This is a genomic window from Paracoccus salsus, from assembly GCF_021556615.1.
In the GTDB taxonomy this organism is placed as follows: domain Bacteria; phylum Pseudomonadota; class Alphaproteobacteria; order Rhodobacterales; family Rhodobacteraceae; genus Paracoccus; species Paracoccus salsus.
The window spans coordinates 16,440-36,132 of record NZ_JAKGGD010000011.1; the positions used below are offsets into that span (position 1 = coordinate 16,440).

The 19,693-nt window shown below is 64.6% G+C and carries 17 protein-coding genes; 14 read left to right on the forward strand and 3 right to left on the reverse strand.

Features of this window, described 5'->3' with window-relative positions:
* Positions 1-27: 27 nt before the first annotated feature.
* Both L1965_RS15280 and L1965_RS15285 read right to left on the reverse strand, forming a co-directional pair.
* Positions 28-837 (reverse strand): SDR family NAD(P)-dependent oxidoreductase, encoded by an 810-nt coding sequence (locus L1965_RS15280; RefSeq protein ID WP_235757301.1) that lies wholly within the window; start codon positions 835-837, stop codon positions 28-30.
* A gap of 35 nt (positions 838-872) precedes the next feature.
* Positions 873-2,594, reverse strand: a complete 1,722-nt coding sequence (locus L1965_RS15285; RefSeq protein ID WP_235757302.1) for an extracellular solute-binding protein — start codon at positions 2,592-2,594, stop codon at positions 873-875.
* Positions 2,595-2,914: 320 nt separating this feature from the next.
* Between L1965_RS15285 and L1965_RS15290 the strand changes: the two genes are divergently transcribed.
* The 8 genes from L1965_RS15290 (at position 2,915) to L1965_RS15325 (ending at position 11,038) form a co-directional block, all read left to right on the forward strand.
* Positions 2,915-3,865, forward strand: coding sequence for a sugar ABC transporter substrate-binding protein (locus tag L1965_RS15290; RefSeq protein WP_235757303.1), 951 nt, complete (start codon positions 2,915-2,917; stop codon positions 3,863-3,865).
* Between the two features lie 78 nt (positions 3,866-3,943).
* Positions 3,944-4,741: an SDR family NAD(P)-dependent oxidoreductase gene (locus tag L1965_RS15295; protein WP_235757304.1), complete on the forward strand. Its 798-nt coding sequence runs from the start codon at positions 3,944-3,946 to the stop codon at positions 4,739-4,741.
* Between the two features lie 69 nt (positions 4,742-4,810).
* Complete coding sequence (locus L1965_RS15300) at positions 4,811-5,785, forward strand: ABC transporter permease (RefSeq protein WP_235757305.1); 975 nt, start codon at positions 4,811-4,813, stop codon at positions 5,783-5,785.
* An 11-nt stretch (positions 5,786-5,796) separates the two neighbouring features.
* The gene (locus tag L1965_RS15305; RefSeq protein WP_235757306.1) at positions 5,797-6,798 is read left to right on the forward strand and encodes an ABC transporter permease; all 1,002 of its coding nucleotides are present in this window, start codon (positions 5,797-5,799) and stop codon (positions 6,796-6,798) included.
* The gene (locus L1965_RS15310) at positions 6,795-8,306 is read left to right on the forward strand and encodes a sugar ABC transporter ATP-binding protein (RefSeq protein WP_235757307.1); all 1,512 of its coding nucleotides are present in this window, start codon (positions 6,795-6,797) and stop codon (positions 8,304-8,306) included. Before L1965_RS15305 ends, L1965_RS15310 begins: the two co-directional genes overlap by 4 nt.
* A 67-nt stretch (positions 8,307-8,373) precedes the next feature.
* Entirely contained in the window at positions 8,374-9,234 is an 861-nt protein-coding gene (locus L1965_RS15315; RefSeq protein ID WP_235757308.1) for a fumarylacetoacetate hydrolase family protein, read from the forward strand.
* A 236-nt stretch (positions 9,235-9,470) separates the two neighbouring features.
* Positions 9,471-10,337, forward strand: coding sequence for an NAD(P)-dependent oxidoreductase (locus L1965_RS15320; RefSeq protein WP_277882983.1), 867 nt, complete (start codon positions 9,471-9,473; stop codon positions 10,335-10,337).
* On the forward strand, positions 10,334-11,038 hold the full coding sequence (locus L1965_RS15325) for a ThuA domain-containing protein (protein WP_235757310.1): 705 nt from the start codon (positions 10,334-10,336) through the stop codon (positions 11,036-11,038). The genes L1965_RS15320 and L1965_RS15325 overlap by 4 nt, the downstream gene beginning before the upstream one ends.
* Before the next feature lie 188 nt (positions 11,039-11,226).
* On the opposite strand, the gene L1965_RS15330 is transcribed toward L1965_RS15325, so the two are convergent.
* Positions 11,227-12,225 (reverse strand): GlxA family transcriptional regulator, encoded by a 999-nt coding sequence (locus L1965_RS15330; protein ID WP_235757311.1) that lies wholly within the window; start codon positions 12,223-12,225, stop codon positions 11,227-11,229.
* A 102-nt stretch (positions 12,226-12,327) separates the two neighbouring features.
* Here L1965_RS15330 and L1965_RS15335 point away from each other — a divergent pair, with 102 nt between their 5' ends.
* From L1965_RS15335 to L1965_RS15360, 6 genes are all read left to right on the forward strand, one after another.
* Positions 12,328-13,581: a sarcosine oxidase subunit beta family protein gene (locus L1965_RS15335; RefSeq protein ID WP_235757312.1), complete on the forward strand. Its 1,254-nt coding sequence runs from the start codon at positions 12,328-12,330 to the stop codon at positions 13,579-13,581.
* A 12-nt stretch (positions 13,582-13,593) separates the two neighbouring features.
* On the forward strand, positions 13,594-13,896 hold the full coding sequence (locus tag L1965_RS15340; RefSeq protein ID WP_235757313.1) for a sarcosine oxidase subunit delta: 303 nt from the start codon (positions 13,594-13,596) through the stop codon (positions 13,894-13,896).
* Positions 13,893-16,883, forward strand: coding sequence for a sarcosine oxidase subunit alpha (locus tag L1965_RS15345; protein ID WP_235757314.1), 2,991 nt, complete (start codon positions 13,893-13,895; stop codon positions 16,881-16,883). The genes L1965_RS15340 and L1965_RS15345 overlap by 4 nt, the downstream gene beginning before the upstream one ends.
* Before the next feature lie 11 nt (positions 16,884-16,894).
* Positions 16,895-17,425, forward strand: coding sequence for a sarcosine oxidase subunit gamma (locus tag L1965_RS15350; RefSeq protein WP_235757315.1), 531 nt, complete (start codon positions 16,895-16,897; stop codon positions 17,423-17,425).
* A gap of 80 nt (positions 17,426-17,505) precedes the next feature.
* The gene (gene glyA, locus L1965_RS15355) at positions 17,506-18,771 is read left to right on the forward strand and encodes a serine hydroxymethyltransferase (RefSeq protein ID WP_235757316.1); all 1,266 of its coding nucleotides are present in this window, start codon (positions 17,506-17,508) and stop codon (positions 18,769-18,771) included.
* 372 nt (positions 18,772-19,143) lie between these two features.
* Positions 19,144-19,683 carry an Lrp/AsnC family transcriptional regulator gene (locus tag L1965_RS15360; protein ID WP_235757317.1) on the forward strand — a complete coding sequence of 180 codons (540 nt, stop codon included), beginning with the start codon at positions 19,144-19,146 and terminating at the stop codon, positions 19,681-19,683.
* Positions 19,684-19,693: the final 10 nt, after the last annotated feature.

The window sequence follows — 19,693 nt, forward strand, 5'->3', positions numbered from 1 at the left end:
GGGGTGAAAACTGAGGGGTTCAGAGGGTTACTGGATGCACCAGCCGCCATCGATATGGATCATCTGGCCGGTCATGTAATCGCTGTCGTCACTGGCGAGGAACGATGCGGTGCCGACAATGTCCTTCGGATAGGAGACACGCTTGATCTGAAGCGCGTCGCGGACGATGTCGTCATAGGCCTGGCCCTCGCGCTGCTTGAAGCCGATATCGACAAGGTCCTTGTCGAGCTGTTCCCAGAGCGGCGTCACGACCACGCCCGGCGCATATCCGTTGACGGTGATATTGTGCTCGGCGAGGCCGATCGCCCCGCAATGGGTCAGGGCGAGACAGCCATATTTCGAGGTGCAATAGACGGTCACGTCCACCAGCGGCTTGCGCGATGCGATGGAGCCCACGTTGATCAGCTTGTAGGGATGATCCTCCATCGGGCCCTGCTTGATCATCTGCCGGGCGGTTTCCTGCATGCCCAGCCACATCGCCTTGGTGTTGACGTTCATGATCATGTCCCAGTTGTCTTCATCGATATCCATGAAGAACCGGGGCTTGTTCAGGCCGGCGTTGAATAGGCCGACATTGATCGAGCCGAAGGCCTCGACCGTGGCGGCCACGGCATCGGCGTTGTCCTGACGCTTCGTGACGTCCATCCTGACCGCGATCGCCTTGCCGTTTCCTGCGGCGTTGATGCGGTCTGCGGTCTTCTGCGCTTCGTCGCGGTCCAGGTCCCCGAGGCACAGATTGGCACCCTGCGCGGCGAAGGCCTCGGCATTGGCGGCACCCATGCCGCGCGCGGCACCGGTGATCAGTATGTTCTTGCCCTTGAGGCGATTGGGGTCCATGGCGTCTCCTCCTCGTATCGTGGTGTCCGTTCGGATCATGTCAGCGCGTCGGCCCGTTCCTGGGCCTTGCGCAAAGCCTCGCGCGGGCGGACGATCCCGCGCAGCATGTCGTGGAATTCCTCGCCGCATATCTGGATGATCCTGCAGATCTCGGGCACGGGCGGGCGCGGCCAGAACTGCAACTCGTCGCGCCATGACATCCCGTCGACGGCTTCGAAGATCGGCGATGCACGGCGCACCTCCGGGTCCGCCCCGACGGAATAACGCGCGTTGGTGCGGCTGCCATTCTGGACATAGAGCTTTTGTGCCTCGGGCGAGGTGAAGACCGTCAGCGCCTCGACCGCGGCAGGGATGCGCTCGGGCGACAGGTTGGCGGGAATGCCGAGGACATATCCGCCGACCGGCGCGACCGGGCTGGCCCCCGGGCCGGCCGGGTGGGGCAGATAACCGGTCTGGCCGAAGGCGGGCGATGACTCGTCAAGCTCGAAATACGGGGCCAGCAGAGTGTAGCCATAGGCCATCGCGACATTGCCGGCGGCATAGGGCCGAACGCGCTCATACCAGGACATCGACAGGATGCCGGGCGGCGAATATTGCAGCAGATCCAGCAGGAACTCGGCCATCTGCAACCCCGCCTCGGTATCGATGGTCGCGCGATAGCCGCCCTTCGCCAGGTGATCGGTGTCGAACCCTCCGGCGATCTGGGGCAGATCGAGGATTGGCTGACCGAAATCGGCCAGGGTCATCAGAACGGTATGACCCAGCGCCGTGCCGCGCGCGGCATTCCAGGCGATGCCGTATTGTCCCCGGCGCGGATTGTGCAGAGCGCCGGCCGCGCGCAGAAGCGCGTCCGTGGTCGCGGGCGGCTCGAGCCCGACCTCGGCGAACAGGTCGCGGCGATAGAACAGCAGCTCGGGCGTCATCTGCGCCGGCACGCCATAGGCGCGCCCATCCCAATGCGCCGCCTTCCAGCCGGCGGTGTGGAAATCCGCGGCGTCAAGCCGAGCAAGATCCATCACCTCGTCCAGCGGCATCAGGACCTGCCTGCTGGCGAACTCGCCGATCCAGGGCAGATCGACCGCGATGAGGTCATAGCGGCTGCTGACCCGGGTGGCGTTGCGCAGCGCCTCTTGGCGCAGCCGGTCGATGGAAAAGGCGCGCTGACTGATCGCGGTGCCGATCACCTGTTCGAACTGGCGCTTGAGGTTGTCCATCACCATGAAGGTCGGATCGCCATGCACCAGCACCCGGATGCCGCCGGCGACCTTGAGGGGCTCCGAGCGGACCCGCAGCGGCGGAATCGACTGCGCGGCGGAGTAACTGCCGCCGAAATAGTAATCCTTCGCGTGCCGGTTCCCGGCCTCCGAGCCGAAATGCCTCTCGGCCAGGCGGCGCGCACGCCCCGAGAGCTGCATCCATTGCGCGAGCAGCTTGTCGCTGGGATGCACGGAATAGCTTCTGCCGGTCGGGGTCCGGGGCCGTTGCTCGATCAGCCCGTCCTCGATCATCTCCTTCATGCGTCGGCTGGCCGTCGCATAGGGCACCCGGCTGGCGCCGATCAGGGAGGTGGGCGTGATCGTCTTGCCGTCGAAATGGCCCTGCAGCAGATGCAGCATCATGCGCAGATGCGCGTTCGGCGCGACGATGTCCAAGGCATCCTCCAGCTCGTCGCTGAACTCCTCGAGGAAGGACAGCATCACCCTTGTGTCGTCGCCCGCCTCGGGCGCGACCGGGCCGCCGTAAGTCTGTCCTGCCATCGCGTTCATGTCGCTTGATTGCCTTCTGGTGCGCTGGTGTCTTTGCGGCTGTCCTGCTTGGTCCGAATCGGATGATGCGGAATCGCTCACGCTTGCTCCCCTCAAGAATGTCCAGACTGACGGTCTTTAAGTATCGCAAGTATGTCCATATCGGATACGGTTATATCCATAATGGACAACATTGCCGATCCGCGAAGGCCGGTAAACCTTCATGGTGGCGGCAGTCGTTCGGTACACTAGGCACCGCAGGGCGCCGCAGGGCGTCGCAAGCGGCGTCGCGGAGACCGGAACCTATCACCACCATCGGGGAGGAGACCCAAATGAAGCTTCGTCATATCCTTGCAGCATCGACCGCCTTTCTGGCATTGGCCGGCACGGCATCGGCCGAGACCATGAAGATCGGCATCACCCAGAACAACGTGGGCGTCGACAGCTACCAGACCACATACGAGAAGGCGTTCATCGCCGCGGCAAAGGCCAATCCCGATGTCGAGACCGTCGTTCTCGACGCCGGCGGCGACGTGGCGCGTCAGATCGCCCAGATGGAGGATCTGATCCAGCAGGACGTCGACGCCATCATCATCTGGCCCACCAATGGCGAGGCGGTGATCCCGGCGGTCCGCAAGGCGCACCAGGCCGGGATCCCGGTGATCGTGACCAACTCGAACATCGCCGAAGCGGGCTTCGACTTCGCGGCCTCCTTCTCGGGACCGGACAACATCACGCAAGGCGCGCGCGCGGCCGAGATCATGTGCGACAAGTTCAAGGACATGGGCATCGATGGCGAGGCCAGGGTCGTGCACATCACCGGCCAGCCGGGCTACACCACCGCGATCGAGCGGGCCAAGGGTTTCGAAGACCGGCTGCCCGAGGTGTGCCCGGATGTGACCGTGGTCGACACCCAGCCGGGTGACTGGAACCGCGAGAAGTCGCAGCAGGTCATGGAGGCCTTCCTGGTCAAGTATGACGATATCGACGGCGTCTATGCCGGCGACGACAACATGGGGGTCGGCGCCCTGAACGCGGCCAAGGCGGCCGGACGCGACGGCATCATCTTCGTCGGCGCCACAAATTTCGCGGTGGGCTATGAGGCGATGGCCGCCGGCGATTACTGGGGCTCGATCTATCAGTCGCCGGTCGATGACGCCGAGGCCGCCCTGCAGACGGCAATCGACGTGCTGGAAGGCAAGGAGGTGCCCTTCCTGAACTATTTCGACACGCCGAAGATCACCCAGGACAACATGGGTGAATACGAGAAGCCGGTTTTCTGAACCGGCTGCACGTGCGGGGCTGGAACGCCCTGTCCCGCACGTTCCTTCCAGAGAGAACGGTTTTCAGGGAGACCGCGCATGGGACGGGTTTGTGATCGCGTCTGCATCGTCACCGGCGCAGCGCAGGGCATCGGCAGGGCCATCGGCGAGGCCTTGCTGGATGAAGGTGCCAAGGTATGCTTTGCCGACATCAACGGCGCCAGGGTGGCCGAGGTCGCAGAGGCCAATAGCCGTCGCCTGGCCGACCGGGCGGACGCCGTAACCTCGTTCCAGGTCGATGTCACCGACCGGGAACAGGTGCGCGCCATGATCGCCCACACCGTGCAGAGATACGGCCGTCTCGACGTGAAGTTCAACAATGCCGGCGTCAACCGGCCCATGAACTTCCTGGACGTGTCCGAGGACAACTGGAACTTCATCATGGGGGTGAACGGGCTGGGTTGCCTGATCGGGATGCAGGAGGCCGCCCGCCAGATGATCGCCCAGGGCGGCGGCGGCAAGATCATCAACACGACCTCGATTGCCGGCAGGCAGGGTTTCGACAATGTCGCCCCCTATTGCGCCTCGAAATTCGCGGTCGTGTCGCTGACGCAGTCCGGTGCGCGTGACCTCGCCAAGCACGACATCACCGTCACCGGCTTCGCGCCGGGCGTGGTCGCCACCGAGATGTGGGAGCAGGTCGACCAGGACCTCATGGAAATCGGTGCCGCCGAGCGGCCCGGACAGGCGATGGAGGAGTTCTCGGCCGAGATCCTCAGGGGGCGCGTGGCGACACCGGCGGACATCACCGGAACGACGACGTTTCTGGCGTCGAAGGACAGCGATTACATGACCGGGCAGATCGTCATGATCGACGGAGGCATGACGCTGGTATGACCACCATCGGAAAGACCGGGCCAAGCAGCTGACGCCCGGAAAGACGCCAGCGAGCCAAGGGAGGGGATCATGGCAACAATGACAAAGCAGCGGATCGCGCAGATTCTGGCCAAGCAGGGCATCCTGATCGCGTTCGCGGTCTTCATGCTTGCCTTCACCATCGCCAATCCTAAGTTCATCACGGTCGATAACGTGTTCAGCGTCGTCCGCTCCTCGGCCATTCTGGGAGTGATGGCCCTGGGGGTGACCTTCGTGGTCATCAGCGGCAATCTCGACCTGTCGGTCGGCTCGATGATGTCCTTCTCGACCATCGTCGTGCTCGACCTGCACGACAAGCTCGGGCCGCTCATGGCCATTCCCGCCATGTTCGCCATGACGTTGTGCCTGGCTGCGTTCATCGGCTTCCTGGTCGGCTATCTCAGGCTCAACTCGCTGATCGTTACCCTGGGCATGTTGTCGGCGATCCACGGGCTTACGCTGACCTATTCCGGCGGTCAGAACATGGACATCGCGAACAAGACAGGCACATGGTTCGGCGTTTTCGGCCAGGGCTCGGCGCTTGGAATTCCCGTTCCCATCCTGATTTTCGCCGGACTCGCTGCATTCCTCGGGCTGGTTCTCGCCAAGACCCCGTTCGGGCGCAAGGTCTATGCGGTGGGCGGAAACGGCACGGCGGCGACCTTCTCCGGGATCCGGCGCGCGCGGACGGTTTTCATGTGCTATCTGATCTCGGGCGCCTGCGTGGCGACCGCCGGGCTGATCCAGGCCAGCCGGTCGCTGGGATCGCAGAACACGGTCGGTCAGGGGCTCGAACTCCAGGTGCTGGCCGCGGTCATCCTGGGCGGCGCCTCGCTGCTTGGCGGGTCCGGCACCGTCTTCAAGACGGTGATCGGCGTGCTGATCCTGGGCTTCATCCAGAACGGCCTGCTGCTTGTCGGCCTGCAGTTCTACGTCCAGTTCGTCGTGACCTGGGTCATCATCATCCTTGCTGTCTGGCTCGATATCGCAGCCAAGCGCGGCAAGCTCTGGTCACCGATCGCGTGAGGGAGGCAAAGATGCAAGCGGGACAACTTTCCGATGCCATGAAACGGGGCGCCATCTGGGGCTTCATCGTGCTGGAGCTGATCTTCTTCAGCGTCGCGGGCCAGTACCTGTCACTCAGCGACAGCGCCTTCATGGACCTCGACAACATGCTGCTGCTGCTGAAGCAGTCGGCACCGATCGGGATCATCGCGATGGGCATGACCATCGTCATGGTCAACGGCAATATCGACCTGTCGGTGGGGGCGACCTTCGCCATCGCTGCGATCGTCCTGCTGAACAGCATGACCTGGCCGATCTTCGCCGGTCTTGGCGACTGGGTCATCCCGGTGGCCTGGCTGCTGGCACTGGCGGTGGGCACGCTGCTGGGTGCGCTGAACGGTCTGATCGTCTGGAAGACCGGGGTCGACGCGTTCATCGTCACGCTGGGAGCGATGCTGGGCTATCGCGGAATCGTCTTCATGTTCAACGGCGAGAATCCGACCAGCCACCTGAACTGGACGTTGGTGGATCTGGCCGAGGCCGAATTCCTGGGCCTCGCCACGGCCTCCTGGTTCCTGCTTGGCGTCACCCTGGCGGTCTGGTTCCTGATGACGAAAACGGTGCATGGGCGCAACGCCTATGCCATCGGCGACAACCGCGAGGCCGCGGTCAATGCCGGCATCCGCGTCGGGCCGCACATGCTGATCAACTTCGCGATCATCGGTTTCCTGGCGGCCTTGTCGGCGGTGGTCTTCTATTCCGAATCCGGATCGGTGAACCCCAATGACGGCCAGCTCTACGAGCTTTGGGTGATTACCGCCGTCGTGCTGGGTGGCACGAAGATCACCGGCGGCGCGGGGTCGGTCATCGGCACCTTCGGAGGCGTCATCGCCATTCAGCTTCTGCGCAAGGGGCTGGGCCATATCGGCGCCGACACCTCGACCGTGAACCTGGTGATCGGCCTGATCCTGATCGCCGTGCTGTTCCTCGACCGGCAGCTCAATGTCAGAGGCAAAGAGGAGTTGAAGGTATGACCGATCCAAAACCAGTCCTGCACCTCGACAATATCGTCAAGACCTTTCCGGGGGTTCGCGCGCTGGACGGTGTCTCGTTCTCAGTCATGCCCGGCGAGGTGCATGCCCTGATGGGAGAGAACGGTGCCGGCAAGTCGACCCTGATGAAGGTGCTGGGCGGCATCCACAAACCCGACGAGGGCGACATCTATGTGGATGAGCGGAAGGTCACCATGTCCGGCCCGCTGGAAGCCAAGGCCAAGGGAATCGTCTTCATCCACCAGGAACTCAGCCTGGCCGAGGAACTGAGCGTGGCCGAGAACATCTATCTCGGCGAATTGCCGCGCAAGAGCTTTGGCCGGGTCGACTGGACCAGGCTGGCCGAGCAGACCAACGCGATCCTGAAGAAGCTGAACGTGCGCTTCGATGCCGCGACCCGCGTCGGCGATCTTTCGATCGCCAACCAGCAGATGGTCGAGATCGCCCGTGCCCTGACCGTGGACGCCAAGGCGGTGATCTTCGACGAACCGACCGCCTCGCTGACCGACGCGGAGAAGGTGGTGCTGTTCGACGTCATCGCCGATCTCAAGGCGGACGGCGTCGGCATCATCTACATTTCTCACCGCATGGAGGAAATCTTCAAGATCACCGACCGGATCTCGATCCTGCGCGATGGACAGTATCAGGGCACGGTCAACACCGCCGAAACGAATGAGGAATCGGTCACGCAGATGATGATCGGGCGCAAGCTCGACCTCAGCCGCAAGGCGACGAACCACGATCTGGGCGATCTCGCGCTGGAGGTGCGCGGGCTCAGCTGCGGCAAACTTTATCGCGACATCAGCTTCCAGGTGCGTCGCGGCGAAGTGGTCGGCTTCTACGGCCTGGTCGGCGCCGGCCGCACCGAGATCGCCGAGACCCTGTTCGGGCTTCGCGATCCCTCTGCCGGCCAGATCCTTCTGGCGGGCCAGGAGGTGCGCATCCACTCGCCCGCCGACGCCATCGCGCGCGGCATCAGCCTGGTGCCCGAGGACCGCAAGGGACAGGGGCTGGTGCTTGGCATGAACTGCCGGGACAACATGACGCTGCCGCAGGTGGACGACCTGAAGGCAGGCCCCTTCATGGCCGAGGGGGCCGAGATCGCGATCTTCGACCAGTACCGCGACCGGCTGGACATCCGCACCCCCGGCTGGAAGCAGAAGGTCGGAAACCTGTCGGGCGGAAACCAGCAGAAGATCGTCATCGGCAAGTGGCTGTCGATGCATCCGACCGTCCTGATCGTGGACGAGCCGACGCGCGGCATCGATGTCGGCAGCAAGTCCGAGATCCACAAGCTGTTGCGGGAACTGGCGGCCCAGGGCTATGCCGTGATGGTCATCAGTTCCGAGATGCCCGAGGTGCTGCACGTCTCCGACCGCATCGTCGCGATGTATTCGGGTCGGATCATGCGCACCTTCACCTCTGACGAGGTGACCGAGGACAGCCTGATCCAGGCCATCTCGGGCCTGGGCGACAGCCACGCCGCATGATTCCCGCGCGCCTTGGCGCCCTTGGGCCGCGATCGCGGCCAGACCCTCTGACGGATTGGAAAAGACGATGAAATTGCTTCGTTACGGCAAGCCCGGTGCCGAGAAACCCGGCCTGCTCGACTCATCGCGCCGGGTACGAGACCTTTCGGGTGCGGTGGCCGACATCGCGGGCCCGGTCCTGCGGCGGGCGGGTCTGAACGCCCTGCGCGATCTGGACGTCGATTCCCTGCCGCTGGTCGAAGGCACCCCGCAGCAGGATCTGAGGCTTGGCGCCTGCGTCGGGCAGATCGGCAAGTTCATCTGCATCGGGCTGAACTATGCCGATCACGCCGCGGAAGCCGGCATGCCCATCCCGCCCGAGCCGGTGATCTTCAACAAGTGGACCTCGGCCGTCTGCGGCCCCAACGATCCAATCCAGATCCCGCGCGACTCCGTCAAGACGGACTGGGAGGTCGAGCTTGGCGTGGTGATCGGCGAGCCGGGCGTTTACATCGACGAGGCGAAGGCCATGGATCATGTCGCCGGGTTCTGCGTCATCAATGACGTGTCCGAGCGCGAATTCCAGCTTGAACGCGCCGGCACCTGGGACAAGGGCAAGGGCTGCGACACCTTCGGGCCGACCGGGCCCTGGCTGGTGACGCCGGACGAGGTTGCGGATGTGGACGATCTTGAGATGTGGCTCGATGTCGACGGTGTCCGCCAGCAATCGGGCAACACATCGACCCTGATCTACAAGGTCCCGCACCTGATCGCCTATTGCAGCCGTTTCATGAGTCTTCAGCCCGGGGATGTCATCTCGACCGGGACGCCCCCGGGTGTCGGCATGGGCCAGAAGCCGCCGCGGTTCCTTCAGGGCGGAGAGGTCGTGACCCTCGGCATCGCCGGTCTGGGCGAACAGCGGAGTTCCGTGCGCGCCGCGTCGCGATAGACGGGGCTTGCGCGGTGCGACCCTGAAGCGACGCGGTCCGCAGGCGGAAGGCGACCGACCGATCAGGCCGCGCGTCGCAGAGGATGCTAAGGCTGTTCGAAATGGACGCGCCAACATTCAAAACGGACATGTTTCACCTTGTTCCGTTTTCCCAAGCGCCTCAGCCTGTTCGCACGGCAGGGGAAGACGACCATGCTGCGGTCCATATCGGTTGATTCTGACAGGAGGGCATCTTGATGCGTGTGGGCTTTGCCGGGCTGGGCCGAATGGGCGGCCCCATGGCACGCAATCTGGCGCGCGCGGGCCATGATCTGACCCTGTGGAACCGCTCGCCGGACAAGGCGCAGGCCTTGGCTGCGCAATTGGGCTGCGCCGTGGCAGAGACGCTGAGCCAGCTTTCGAATGATGCCGATGTGATCGTCACCATGCTTGCAGACGACGCCTCGTCAGAGTCGGTGCATGGCGGCCCGACGGGGCTCTTCGCCGGATCGGCCCGCACCTATATCGAGATGGGCACGATGAGCCCCGACCATATCGGCTGGCTGATCGCCCGGGCACCAGAGGGCACTCGGGTTATCGACGCCCCGGTCTCCGGCGCGACGCAGGCCGCCCATGATGCGCAGCTTCTGATCATGGCGGGTTGCACGGCCCAGCAGGCGGCCCCCATGGCCCCGCTTTTCGACGCGATGGGCAAGCAGACGCTGTGTCTCGGGAAGCCCGGCACAGGCGCGGTCATGAAGCTGGCTGTCAATTCCCTGATCCATGGGCTGAACCAGACGCTGGCCGAAGCCATGACGCTGGCCGAAGCGGCGGGCATCGATTCCGGGTTGGCCTTTGACGTGATCGAGGCCAGCGCGGCCTGTGCCCCGATGCTGAAATACCGCCGCCCGCTCTATCTTGACGAGGCTGCGCATGACGTGACCTTCACCGTCGCACTGGCGCGAAAGGACATGGAACTTGCCGCCAGGCTGGCCCGTGATCTTGGCACCGCCATGCCGCAGGGCCTGACCACATTGAAGAAACTGAGAGAGGCCGAGGCCAGAGGCTATGCCGATCGTGACATGGCCTCGATCCTGCCTTTCATGCGAAAGGAAACATCATGAAAGCTGCCCTGTTCGTCGGCGGCTGGGAAGGCCACACGCCCAGCGATTTCGCCGAATGGTATCGCCGCCTGCTGGAAGCCAACGGGTTTAAGGTGGATGTCTACGACACGCTGCAGCCACTGGAACAGCCGGACGATCTTGCCGATCTTGACCTGATCACGCCGATCTGGTCCTCGGCGCGTTCCGGCCATCGGGAAGAGTTCGGCAACATGACCAAACCGCAGGAGGACGGCCTCTTGCAACTCGTCGGCAGGGGCTGCGGCCTGGCAGGCTGGCATGGCCATATGGGCGACGCGTTCCGCGACCGGCCCACCTATCACTTCCTGATCGGCGGGCAGTTCGTGGCGCATCCGCCCGGATGGCCTGACAATCTGCAGCCCCGAGAGGATTACATCGATTACGATGTGACGATCTGCAAACCCGACGACCCGATCGTGCAGGGCATCAAGAGCTTCCGCCTCACTTCCGAGCAATATTACATGCTGGTGGACCCGTCGAATGAGGTTCTCGCCACCACGACCTTTTCCGGCGATCACCTGTGGTGGATCGAGGGCACGGTGATCCCCGTGGTCTGGAAACGGCGCTGGGACAAAGGGCGGGTGTTCTATTGTTCCATCGGACACGAACTCGATGATCTCAAGGTCCCGCAAGTGACCGAGATAATCCGGCGCGGGGCGCTGTGGGCGGCGGGAGCCCAATAGCTCGGCCATTCTCTCGTCTGCCTGCCATCCTCGTCGTTCTCCGTGATACGGGATGAACTATCCCAGCAGGCGGACGGCCCACGTTGGGCAAGAGTGGCTGAACGCCAGGATGTGAAGATCGCGGATGTGGTTCGTCAGATCGGCGCGACGCCACGGACCTGTTAGCGCCAAACCGTGCCGGCGCCCGGTCAGGACAGCGCGGGCGCCGGAACGGTTTGCCGCCAGGTTTCGGGGGTGACGCCGGTGCGATCGCGAAAGACGCGGATCAGGTGCGAGGCGTCGCAGAACCCGGTTTCGGCCGCTATCTGGCTGATGGTGCGATCCGACCTCGACAGCAGCAGCCGCACCTGCGACAGGCGCACCAGCAGGAATGCCTCTGACGGCGCGACCCCCAGCGAAGAGCCGAAGTGCCGCTCCAGCTTGCGGCGGCTGACCTGAAGCCGCGCGGCGATCTGCGATACGGTCAGCGGCGCGTCCATGTTCTGTTGCAGGATCAGCAGCGCGCGGCGCACCAGGGGGTCATCGGTCTTCAGCTCCAGCGGCAGGCCGGGCTGCGGCTCATCGGCGGCCATTGCGGTGTCGATGATCATGATATGCAGGCTTTTCTGCGCTGCGGCCTTGCCGATATGGCGGTCGACCAGAAACGCTGCCAGATGGGCCGAACTGGCGCCGCCCGAACAGGTCAGCCGGTCGCGGTCGACAACGAATATCCGGTCCGACACAGGGTGCAGCCCTTCGAACTGTTCCAGGAAGTCGTTGTGGTGGAACCAGCTCACGCAGCAGCGATAGCCGTCCATCAGCCCGGCGCGGTGCAGGATGAATGCCCCGGTGCAAACCCCGATCAGCGGCACCCCCATCTGGGCTGCGCGGTGCAGGAAGAGTGTATAGTCGGGATTCAGCCGCTCGATCTCGTCAATCAGCCCGCCGACCACCACGATGTAGTCGAAGCGCGACGGATCGCCCAGCCTCTCCTCGGGAGAGACGGCGATGCCGCAGCTGGAACGAACCGGATCGGAGCTGGGCGCGATCACCCGCCAGGTGCAACGGATCGGACGGGAACGGTCGCCTTCGTCCGCGGCCAGTCGCAGAACGTCGATGAAATTCGCGAAAGCCGACAAGGTAAAACGCCGCGCCAGCACGAAGCCGACACGCAAAAGGGGGGATTCGGATGAGGTCGCGGCGCGCATGACGCAATTGTAACATCCTCCTGGCGCAATGATCCAGTGGCGCAAGGCCCTGGTCTGTCAGTGTCCCGTCGAACGCAGGAATCGCCCGCAAGGACACGTGCCATGACCCATTTCTCTGCCATGTCGCTGCTGAAGAACGCGCTGACCGGTCACAAGGGCTGGCGCGAGCAGTGGCCCGACAGCCAGCCCAAGGCCGAATACGACGTGGTGATCGTCGGCGCCGGCGGACACGGCCTCGGCGCGGCCTATTACCTCGCCAAGGAACACGGCATCACCAATGTCGCGGTGATCGACAAGGGCTGGCTGGGCGGTGGCAATACCGGCCGCAACACCACCATCATCCGTTCGAACTATCTCTATGACGAAAGCGCGCGGCTGTTCGATCACGCGCTGGATCTGTGGGACAATCTCAGCCAGGAGCTGAATTACAACGTCATGTATTCCAAGCGCGGCGTGATGATGCTGGCGCATAACGTCCATGACGTGCAGTCCTTCCAGCGTCACATCCACGCCAACCGGCTGAACGGTGTGGACAATCGCTGGCTGAGCAAGGAAGAGGCCAAGGCGTTCTGCCCGCCGCTGAACATCTCGCCCGACGCGCGCTATCCGGTCATGGGCGCGGCGTTGCAGATGCGCGCGGGCACGGCACGTCACGATGCGGTTGCCTGGGGCTATGCCCGGGCGGCGGCGGCGCGGGGCGTGGACATCATCCAGAACTGCCCCGTGATCGCCATCCGTCGCGGCGCCGATGGCGCAGTCGAAGGTGTGGACACGGCCAAGGGCTTCATCAAGGCCAAAAAGGTCGCGGTCTCGGCCGCTGGCCACACCAGCGTGGTGATGGACAGCGCCGGCGTGCGGCTGCCGCTGGAAAGCTATCCGCTGCAGGCACTGGTCAGCGAGCCGGTGAAGCCGATCTTCCCCTGCGTGGTCATGTCGAACACGGTCCATGCCTATCTCAGCCAGTCCGACAAGGGCGAGCTGGTGATCGGCTCGGGCACCGACCAGTATACCAGCTACTCCCAACGGGGCGGTCTGCCGCTGATCGAGCATACGGTCGCGGCGATCTGCGAGGTGTTCCCGATCTTCACCCGGATGCGGATGCTGCGCAAATGGGCCGGCATCGTTGACGTGACCCCCGACCGCTCGGCCATCCTGGGCAAGACCCCGGTCAAGGGGCTCTACGTGAACTGCGGTTGGGGCACCGGTGGCTTCAAGGCCACCCCGGGCGCGGCCCACACGCTGGCCTGGACGGTTGCGAAGGACGAACCGCACCCGATCAACGCCCCCTTCACGCTTGAACGCTTCACCACCGGCCGGCTGATCGACGAAGCCGCCGCCGCCGCCGTCGCGCACTGAGGAGCCACGCACATGCTGCTGATCCACTGCCCCTATTGCGAGGAAACCCTGCCCGAGGCCGAATTTGCCTATGCAGGCGAAGCCCATATCGCCCGGCCCGCCGATCCCTCGACGCTGTCGGATGAGGAATGGCGCGATTTCCTGTTCATCCGCACCAATGCACGCGGCACACATTTCGAACGCTGGAGACATATCCACGGCTGCGGACGTTTCTTCAACGCGGCGCGCGATACCGTCAGCGACCGTTTCCTGACCACCTACAAGGCGGGTAAAGCCCGTCCCGACCTGAGCGCCGTGAAGGAGGCCGCCGAATGAGCCGCTATCGCATCACTGGACGTGGCCGCGTCGATCACGGCGCGACGGTCAGCTTTACCTTCGACGGCAAGACCTACCAGGGGCTGCGCGGCGATACCGTTGCCTCGGCTCTGCTTGCCAACGGCGTCCACCTGATGGGCCGGTCGTTCAAGTATCACCGCCCGCGCGGCGTCGTCACGGCCGGTTCGGAAGAACCCAACGCCCTGATCGGCACGACCCGTGGCCCCGGCCGGTTCGAGCCCAACACCCGCGCAACGGTGCAGGAGCTGCGCAAGGGGCTGGTCACGGAAAGCCAGAACAAATGGCCACGCCTGTCGTTCGACCTGGGCGCCATCAATGACCGGGCCTACATGCTGTTTTCAGCCGGGTTCTATTACAAGACCTTCATGTGGCCGAAAAGCTTCTGGGACAAAGTCTACGAGCCGTTCATCCGGAACGCCGCCGGTCTTGGCAAGTCGCCGACCGAGGTCGATCCCGACCGCTATGCCTCTCGCAATCTGCACACCGATCTTCTGATCGTCGGCGGCGGTGCGGCCGGAATCGCGGCGGCGCTGGTTGCGGCAAGATCGGGCGCGCGCGTCGTGCTGGTCGATGAGAACCCCGAGATGGGCGGCGCGCTGCTGTCCGACCCGGCGGTGAAGATCGAGGGCCAGGGCGCATGGGCATGGCTGGACGACAAGCTGTCCGAACTGCGTGCGCTGGGGGTCAGGCTGATGACCCGGACGACCGCCATCGGCTATTATCACCAGAACTTCGTGGCCCTGTGCGAGCGTCTGACCGACCATCTGGACACGCCGCCGGCCAATGCGCCGCGCGAACGCATGTGGCATGTGCGCGCCAACCAGGTGGTCCTGGCGCAAGGTGCGCTGGAAAAGCCGCTGGTGTATGATGGCAACGACCGCCCCGGCGTGATGCTGGCGGGCGCGGCACAGACTTATCTCAACCGCTATGGCGTCCGCGTGGGCGACAATGTCGCCGTGCTGACCAGCCATGACAGCGCCTATCATGCAGCGTTCGACCTGGCCGATGCAGGCAGCAGGATCGCCGCGGTCATCGACACCCGCCGCGACATCCGCACGGATCTGCTCGACGCTGCGAAACAGCGCGGCATCGAGGTGCTGCGGGGCCACAGCGCGACCGGCACCAAGGGCCGGCTGCGGATCAAGTCGGTGCGCGTCAACCCGGTGCAGGGCGACAAGGTCGGCGCATCGCGCGAGATTTCCTGCGACGCGCTGCTGATGTCGGGCGGCTGGACGCCGTCTCTGCACCTGTTCTCGCACACCAAGGGCTCGCTTTCCTGGGATGCGGACAGCAACACGTTCCTGCCCGACCGCAAGACCGAGGCCTGCCACATCGCCGGCGCCGGGCGCGGGTTGTGGGGTTACGCAGCGGTGCTGGAAGACGGCGTGAAGGCCGGTCTGGCCGCCGTCGAGGCGTTGTCCCGAACCGCCCAGCCGCGCGACCTTCCGGTCGAGAACGACCGGCCCGGCACCGGCGTCAGCCACACGGAACTGCCGACCGACCGCAGCCCCGGCAAGGCCAAGGCCTTCGTCGACTACCAGAACGACGTCACCGCCAAGGATCTGAGGCTGGCTGTGCGCGAGGGCATGCGCTCGATCGAACATGTCAAGCGCTACACCACCAACGGCATGGCGACCGACCAGGGCAAGATGTCGAACATCAATGGCCTGATGATCGCCGCTGACGCGCTGGCCAAGCAGCCGCCGCAGGTCGGGCTGACGACATTTCGTCCGCCCTACACGCCGACCAGCTTCGGTGCCTTCGCGGGCTATCTGCGCGGCGAGACCTTCCAGCTGACCCGCAAGACGCCCATCGACCCCTGGGCCGAGGCGCATGGCGCGGTCTTCGAACCCGTCGCGCAATGGCGCCGCGCGTGGTATTTCCCGAAGGCGGGCGAGGACATGCATGCCGCCGTGGCTCGCGAATGCCGGGCCACGCGTGCTTCGGCCGGGATCTTCGACGCCTCGACGCTGGGCAAGATCGAGGTTGCGGGTCCCGATGCCGTCGAGTTCATGAACCGCATGTACACCAACCCCTGGACCAGGCTGGCGGCGGGTCGCTGCCGCTATGGACTGCTGTTGGGCGAGGACGGCTTCATCCGCGACGACGGTGTCATCGGGCGTCTGTCGGATGACCTGTTCCACGTCACCACCACCACCGGTGGCGCGGCCCGGGTGCTGAACATGATGGAGGATTATCTCCAGACCGAATGGCCCGATCTGAATGTCTGGCTGACCTCGACGACCGAACAGTGGGCGACGGTCGCCTTGAACGGCCCCAATGCCCGCAAGGTGCTGGAGCCGCTGGTCGAGGGTCTGGACCTGTCGGACGACCGCTTCCCGCACATGTCCGTCGCCGAGTGCACGGTCGCGGGTCTGCCTGCCCGACTGTTCCGCCTGTCCTTCACCGGCGAGCTGGGCTTCGAGATCAACGTGCCCGCGCGCCACGGCCTGAAGCTGTGGGAGGCGCTGATGGAATCCGGCCGCGCCCATGACATCTGCCCTTATGGCACCGAGACGATGCACGTCCTGCGGGCCGAAAAGGGCTATATCATCGTGGGGCAGGACACCGACGGGACGGTGACTCCGCAGGATGCCGGCCTGACCTGGGCGATCGGCCAGAAAAAGCCCGATTTCGTGGGCAAGCGGTCGCTGTCGCGCCCCGACATCGTCGGCAAGGGCCGCAAGCAGCTGGTCGGGCTGCTGACCGAGGACGGCAGCCAGCTGGAGGAAGGCGCGCAGATCGTGCTGGACCCCCACCAGTCCTTGCCGATGAAGATGGTCGGCCACGTGACCTCGTCCTACGCATCGGCCACGCTGGGACACCCGATCGCCATGGCGGTGATCGAAGGCGGCCATGATCGGATGGGCGAGGTGGTGCATGTTCCAATGCCCGACGGCGTGCGGCGGGCCAGGGTAACCTCGACCGTGTTCTATGATCCCGAAGGCGCGCGGTTGAAGGCGTAAGGAGAGTTGAGATGAACACCCAGAAACACGACTTCACGGCGGCCCCGGTGCAGATCGAGGAACTGGCGCCCGCGGCACGGTTTTCGCTGCGGGTGCGCCCGGATGGGCGTGCCGCGCTGGCGCAGGCGCTGGGGCTGGACCTGCCCGGCGGGATCGGCGACCGGACGGCGGATGGCGGTCGCGAGGCGCTGTGTCTTGGTCCCGACGAATGGCTGATCCTGGCACCCGAGGCTGCCCCGCTGGCGAAAGCGGCCGCCTCTGTCTATGCGGACGCGCCCCACAGCCTGACCGAAATCAGCGACCGCGAGATCACGCTGCGCCTGTCGGGACCGCAGGTTCTTGACCTGCTGGCAAGCTGCTGCCCGCGCGATGTCGAGGCCATGCCCGAGGGTCGCGGTTGCCGAACCGTCTATGACAGTGCAACCGTCACCCTGTGGCGCGACGGCCCGACAGAGTTCCGGATGGATGTCTGGCGCAGCTTCCTGCCGCATGTCCTCGGCCTGATGGCTTTGACAAAGGCCGAGCTGCAAGCCGGTCTCTGATTCCGTCCGCCCCATGCTGTGCACGGTGGCCCGCAAGGGGCCGTCTGCATGGCGGCATCGCTTCAAGGGAGGAACCCCCCATGCTCGACACCAAGAACCCGATCCTGTCCGACGATGCCATCGCCGCCGCCATCGGCCGCGAACTGGGCCGACAGCAGGACCAGATCGAACTGATCGCGTCCGAAAACATCGTCAGCCGCGATGTGCTGGCCGCCCAGGGCTCGGTCCTGACCAACAAATATGCCGAGGGCTATCCCGGCAAGCGCTATTATGGCGGCTGCGAATTCGTGGACGAGGTCGAGGACCTCGCCCGCGACCGGCTGAAAAAGCTGTTCGGCGCGGCGTACGTGAACGTCCAGCCCCATTCCGGCGCGCAGGCCAATCAGGCGGTGTTCCTGGCCCTGCTGAACCCCGGTGACAAGATCATGGGGCTTTCGCTGGCGCATGGCGGGCACCTGACCCACGGCTCGCCCGTCACCATGTCGGGCAAGTGGTTCGAGGTCGTGTCCTACGAGGTCGAGCCGGACAACCAGCTGATCGACATGGCCAAGGTCCGCGAGAGGGCCCTGGCAGAGCGCCCCAAGCTGATCATTGCGGGGGCTTCGGCCTATCCGCGCCAGATGGATTTCGCGGGCTTCCGCGCCATCGCGGACGAGATCGGCGCCTGGCTGATGGTGGACATGGCGCATTACGCCGGGCTGATCGCGGCGGGCGAATATCCCGACCCGATCCCGCATGCCCATGTCACCACCTCGACCACGCACAAGACTTTGCGCGGCCCGCGCGGCGGCATCATCCTGACCAATGACGAGACGCTGGCGAAAAAGCTGAACTCGGCCGTGTTTCCCGGCAATCAGGGCGGCCCCCTGATGCATGTCATCGCCGCCAAGGCGGTTGCCTTTGGCGAGGCGCTGAGCCCCGACTTCAAGGATTATGCGGCCCGCGTGGTCGCCAATGCCCGCGCACTGGCCGACACGCTGACCGACGGCGGCGTCGGGATCGTGTCGGGAGGGACGGACTGTCACATGGTGCTGTGCGACCTGCGCCCGCTTGGCGTCACCGGCAAGGCTGCCGAGATCGCACTGGAGCGCGCCGGCCTGACCTGCAACAAGAACGCGATTCCCTTCGACCCCGAGAAGCCTTTCGTGACCTCGGGGATCCGGCTTGGAAGCTCGGCCGGGACGACGCGGGGCTTCGGCGAGGCCGAGTTCCGGCAGATCGGCGACATGATCCTGCAGGTGCTGCGCTCTCTGTCGCAGGTCTCCGAGGGTGACGAAAGCGTTGAGGCCGAGGTCCGCCGGAACGTCAAGGATCTGTGCGACCGGTTCCCGATCTACGCGGCCTGAACCGTTCCGGCCATCCGTGCTGCCGGGTTCGTCCCTCGCGCCGCTGTGCCACCCGGAGAAGCCGATTTCATGATCCGGTGGGCCTTGCGGCGACACCGGGAATGAGATCGGCTTCTGCCTGGCCGATCCCAGAGCACAAGCGCTGGCATGTCCATGCCGGATCCGGTCGCCGCGTGTCGATGGTCCCTGTCGTGGACATCGCCAGTTTCCGGTTCCACAGGGACCCCACTGGCTGCCCCCGGATTGCCGGGATGGCGAGAAGTCTGCGGGACCGTCGCGAGGGAACGGACCGGCATTGACCTTGTCGCGCCCGAGGTTGCATCATGGGCCGTGTTGGCGCACGACGCCGCCTTGCTTCGAGGTGAGGAGAAAATGAATGAAAAGCACGGACTTGATTCAACCGATATCCGCATCCTGAGCGCCGTTCAGAAACACGGCCAACTCAGCAAGACCAGGCTCGCCGAGATCGTGAACCTGTCTCCGACCCCATGCTGGGCACGCCTCGCAAGGTTGAGGGCCGCTGGCTTCATCCGCGGATATCACGCCGACATCGCACTTGATCGGATCGTGAATTTCACCCAGGTCATCGTCACCGTCTCGCTGAAGCATCACCGCAAACCGGACTTCGACAGATTCGAGGCGCGCATCCGTGACATCGAGGAGGTCACCCAATGCATCGCCACGGGTGGCGGCATGGACTATGTCATGACCGTGGTTTCGCCCAGCCTGGCCGTCTTTCAGGAGCTGATGGACGAGCTTGCATCCGACGATCTCAGTATCGACAGATATATTATCTATATCGCGACTCGGCAGATCAAGTCAGGCCGGCCGAACCTTGCCAGGCTGGCCGCCGGGACGGCCCGCCACGCGCGCGGGTCCGATCAGCCCGGCAAGGGTTCGAAATCGGCCTGATCGGTCTTTC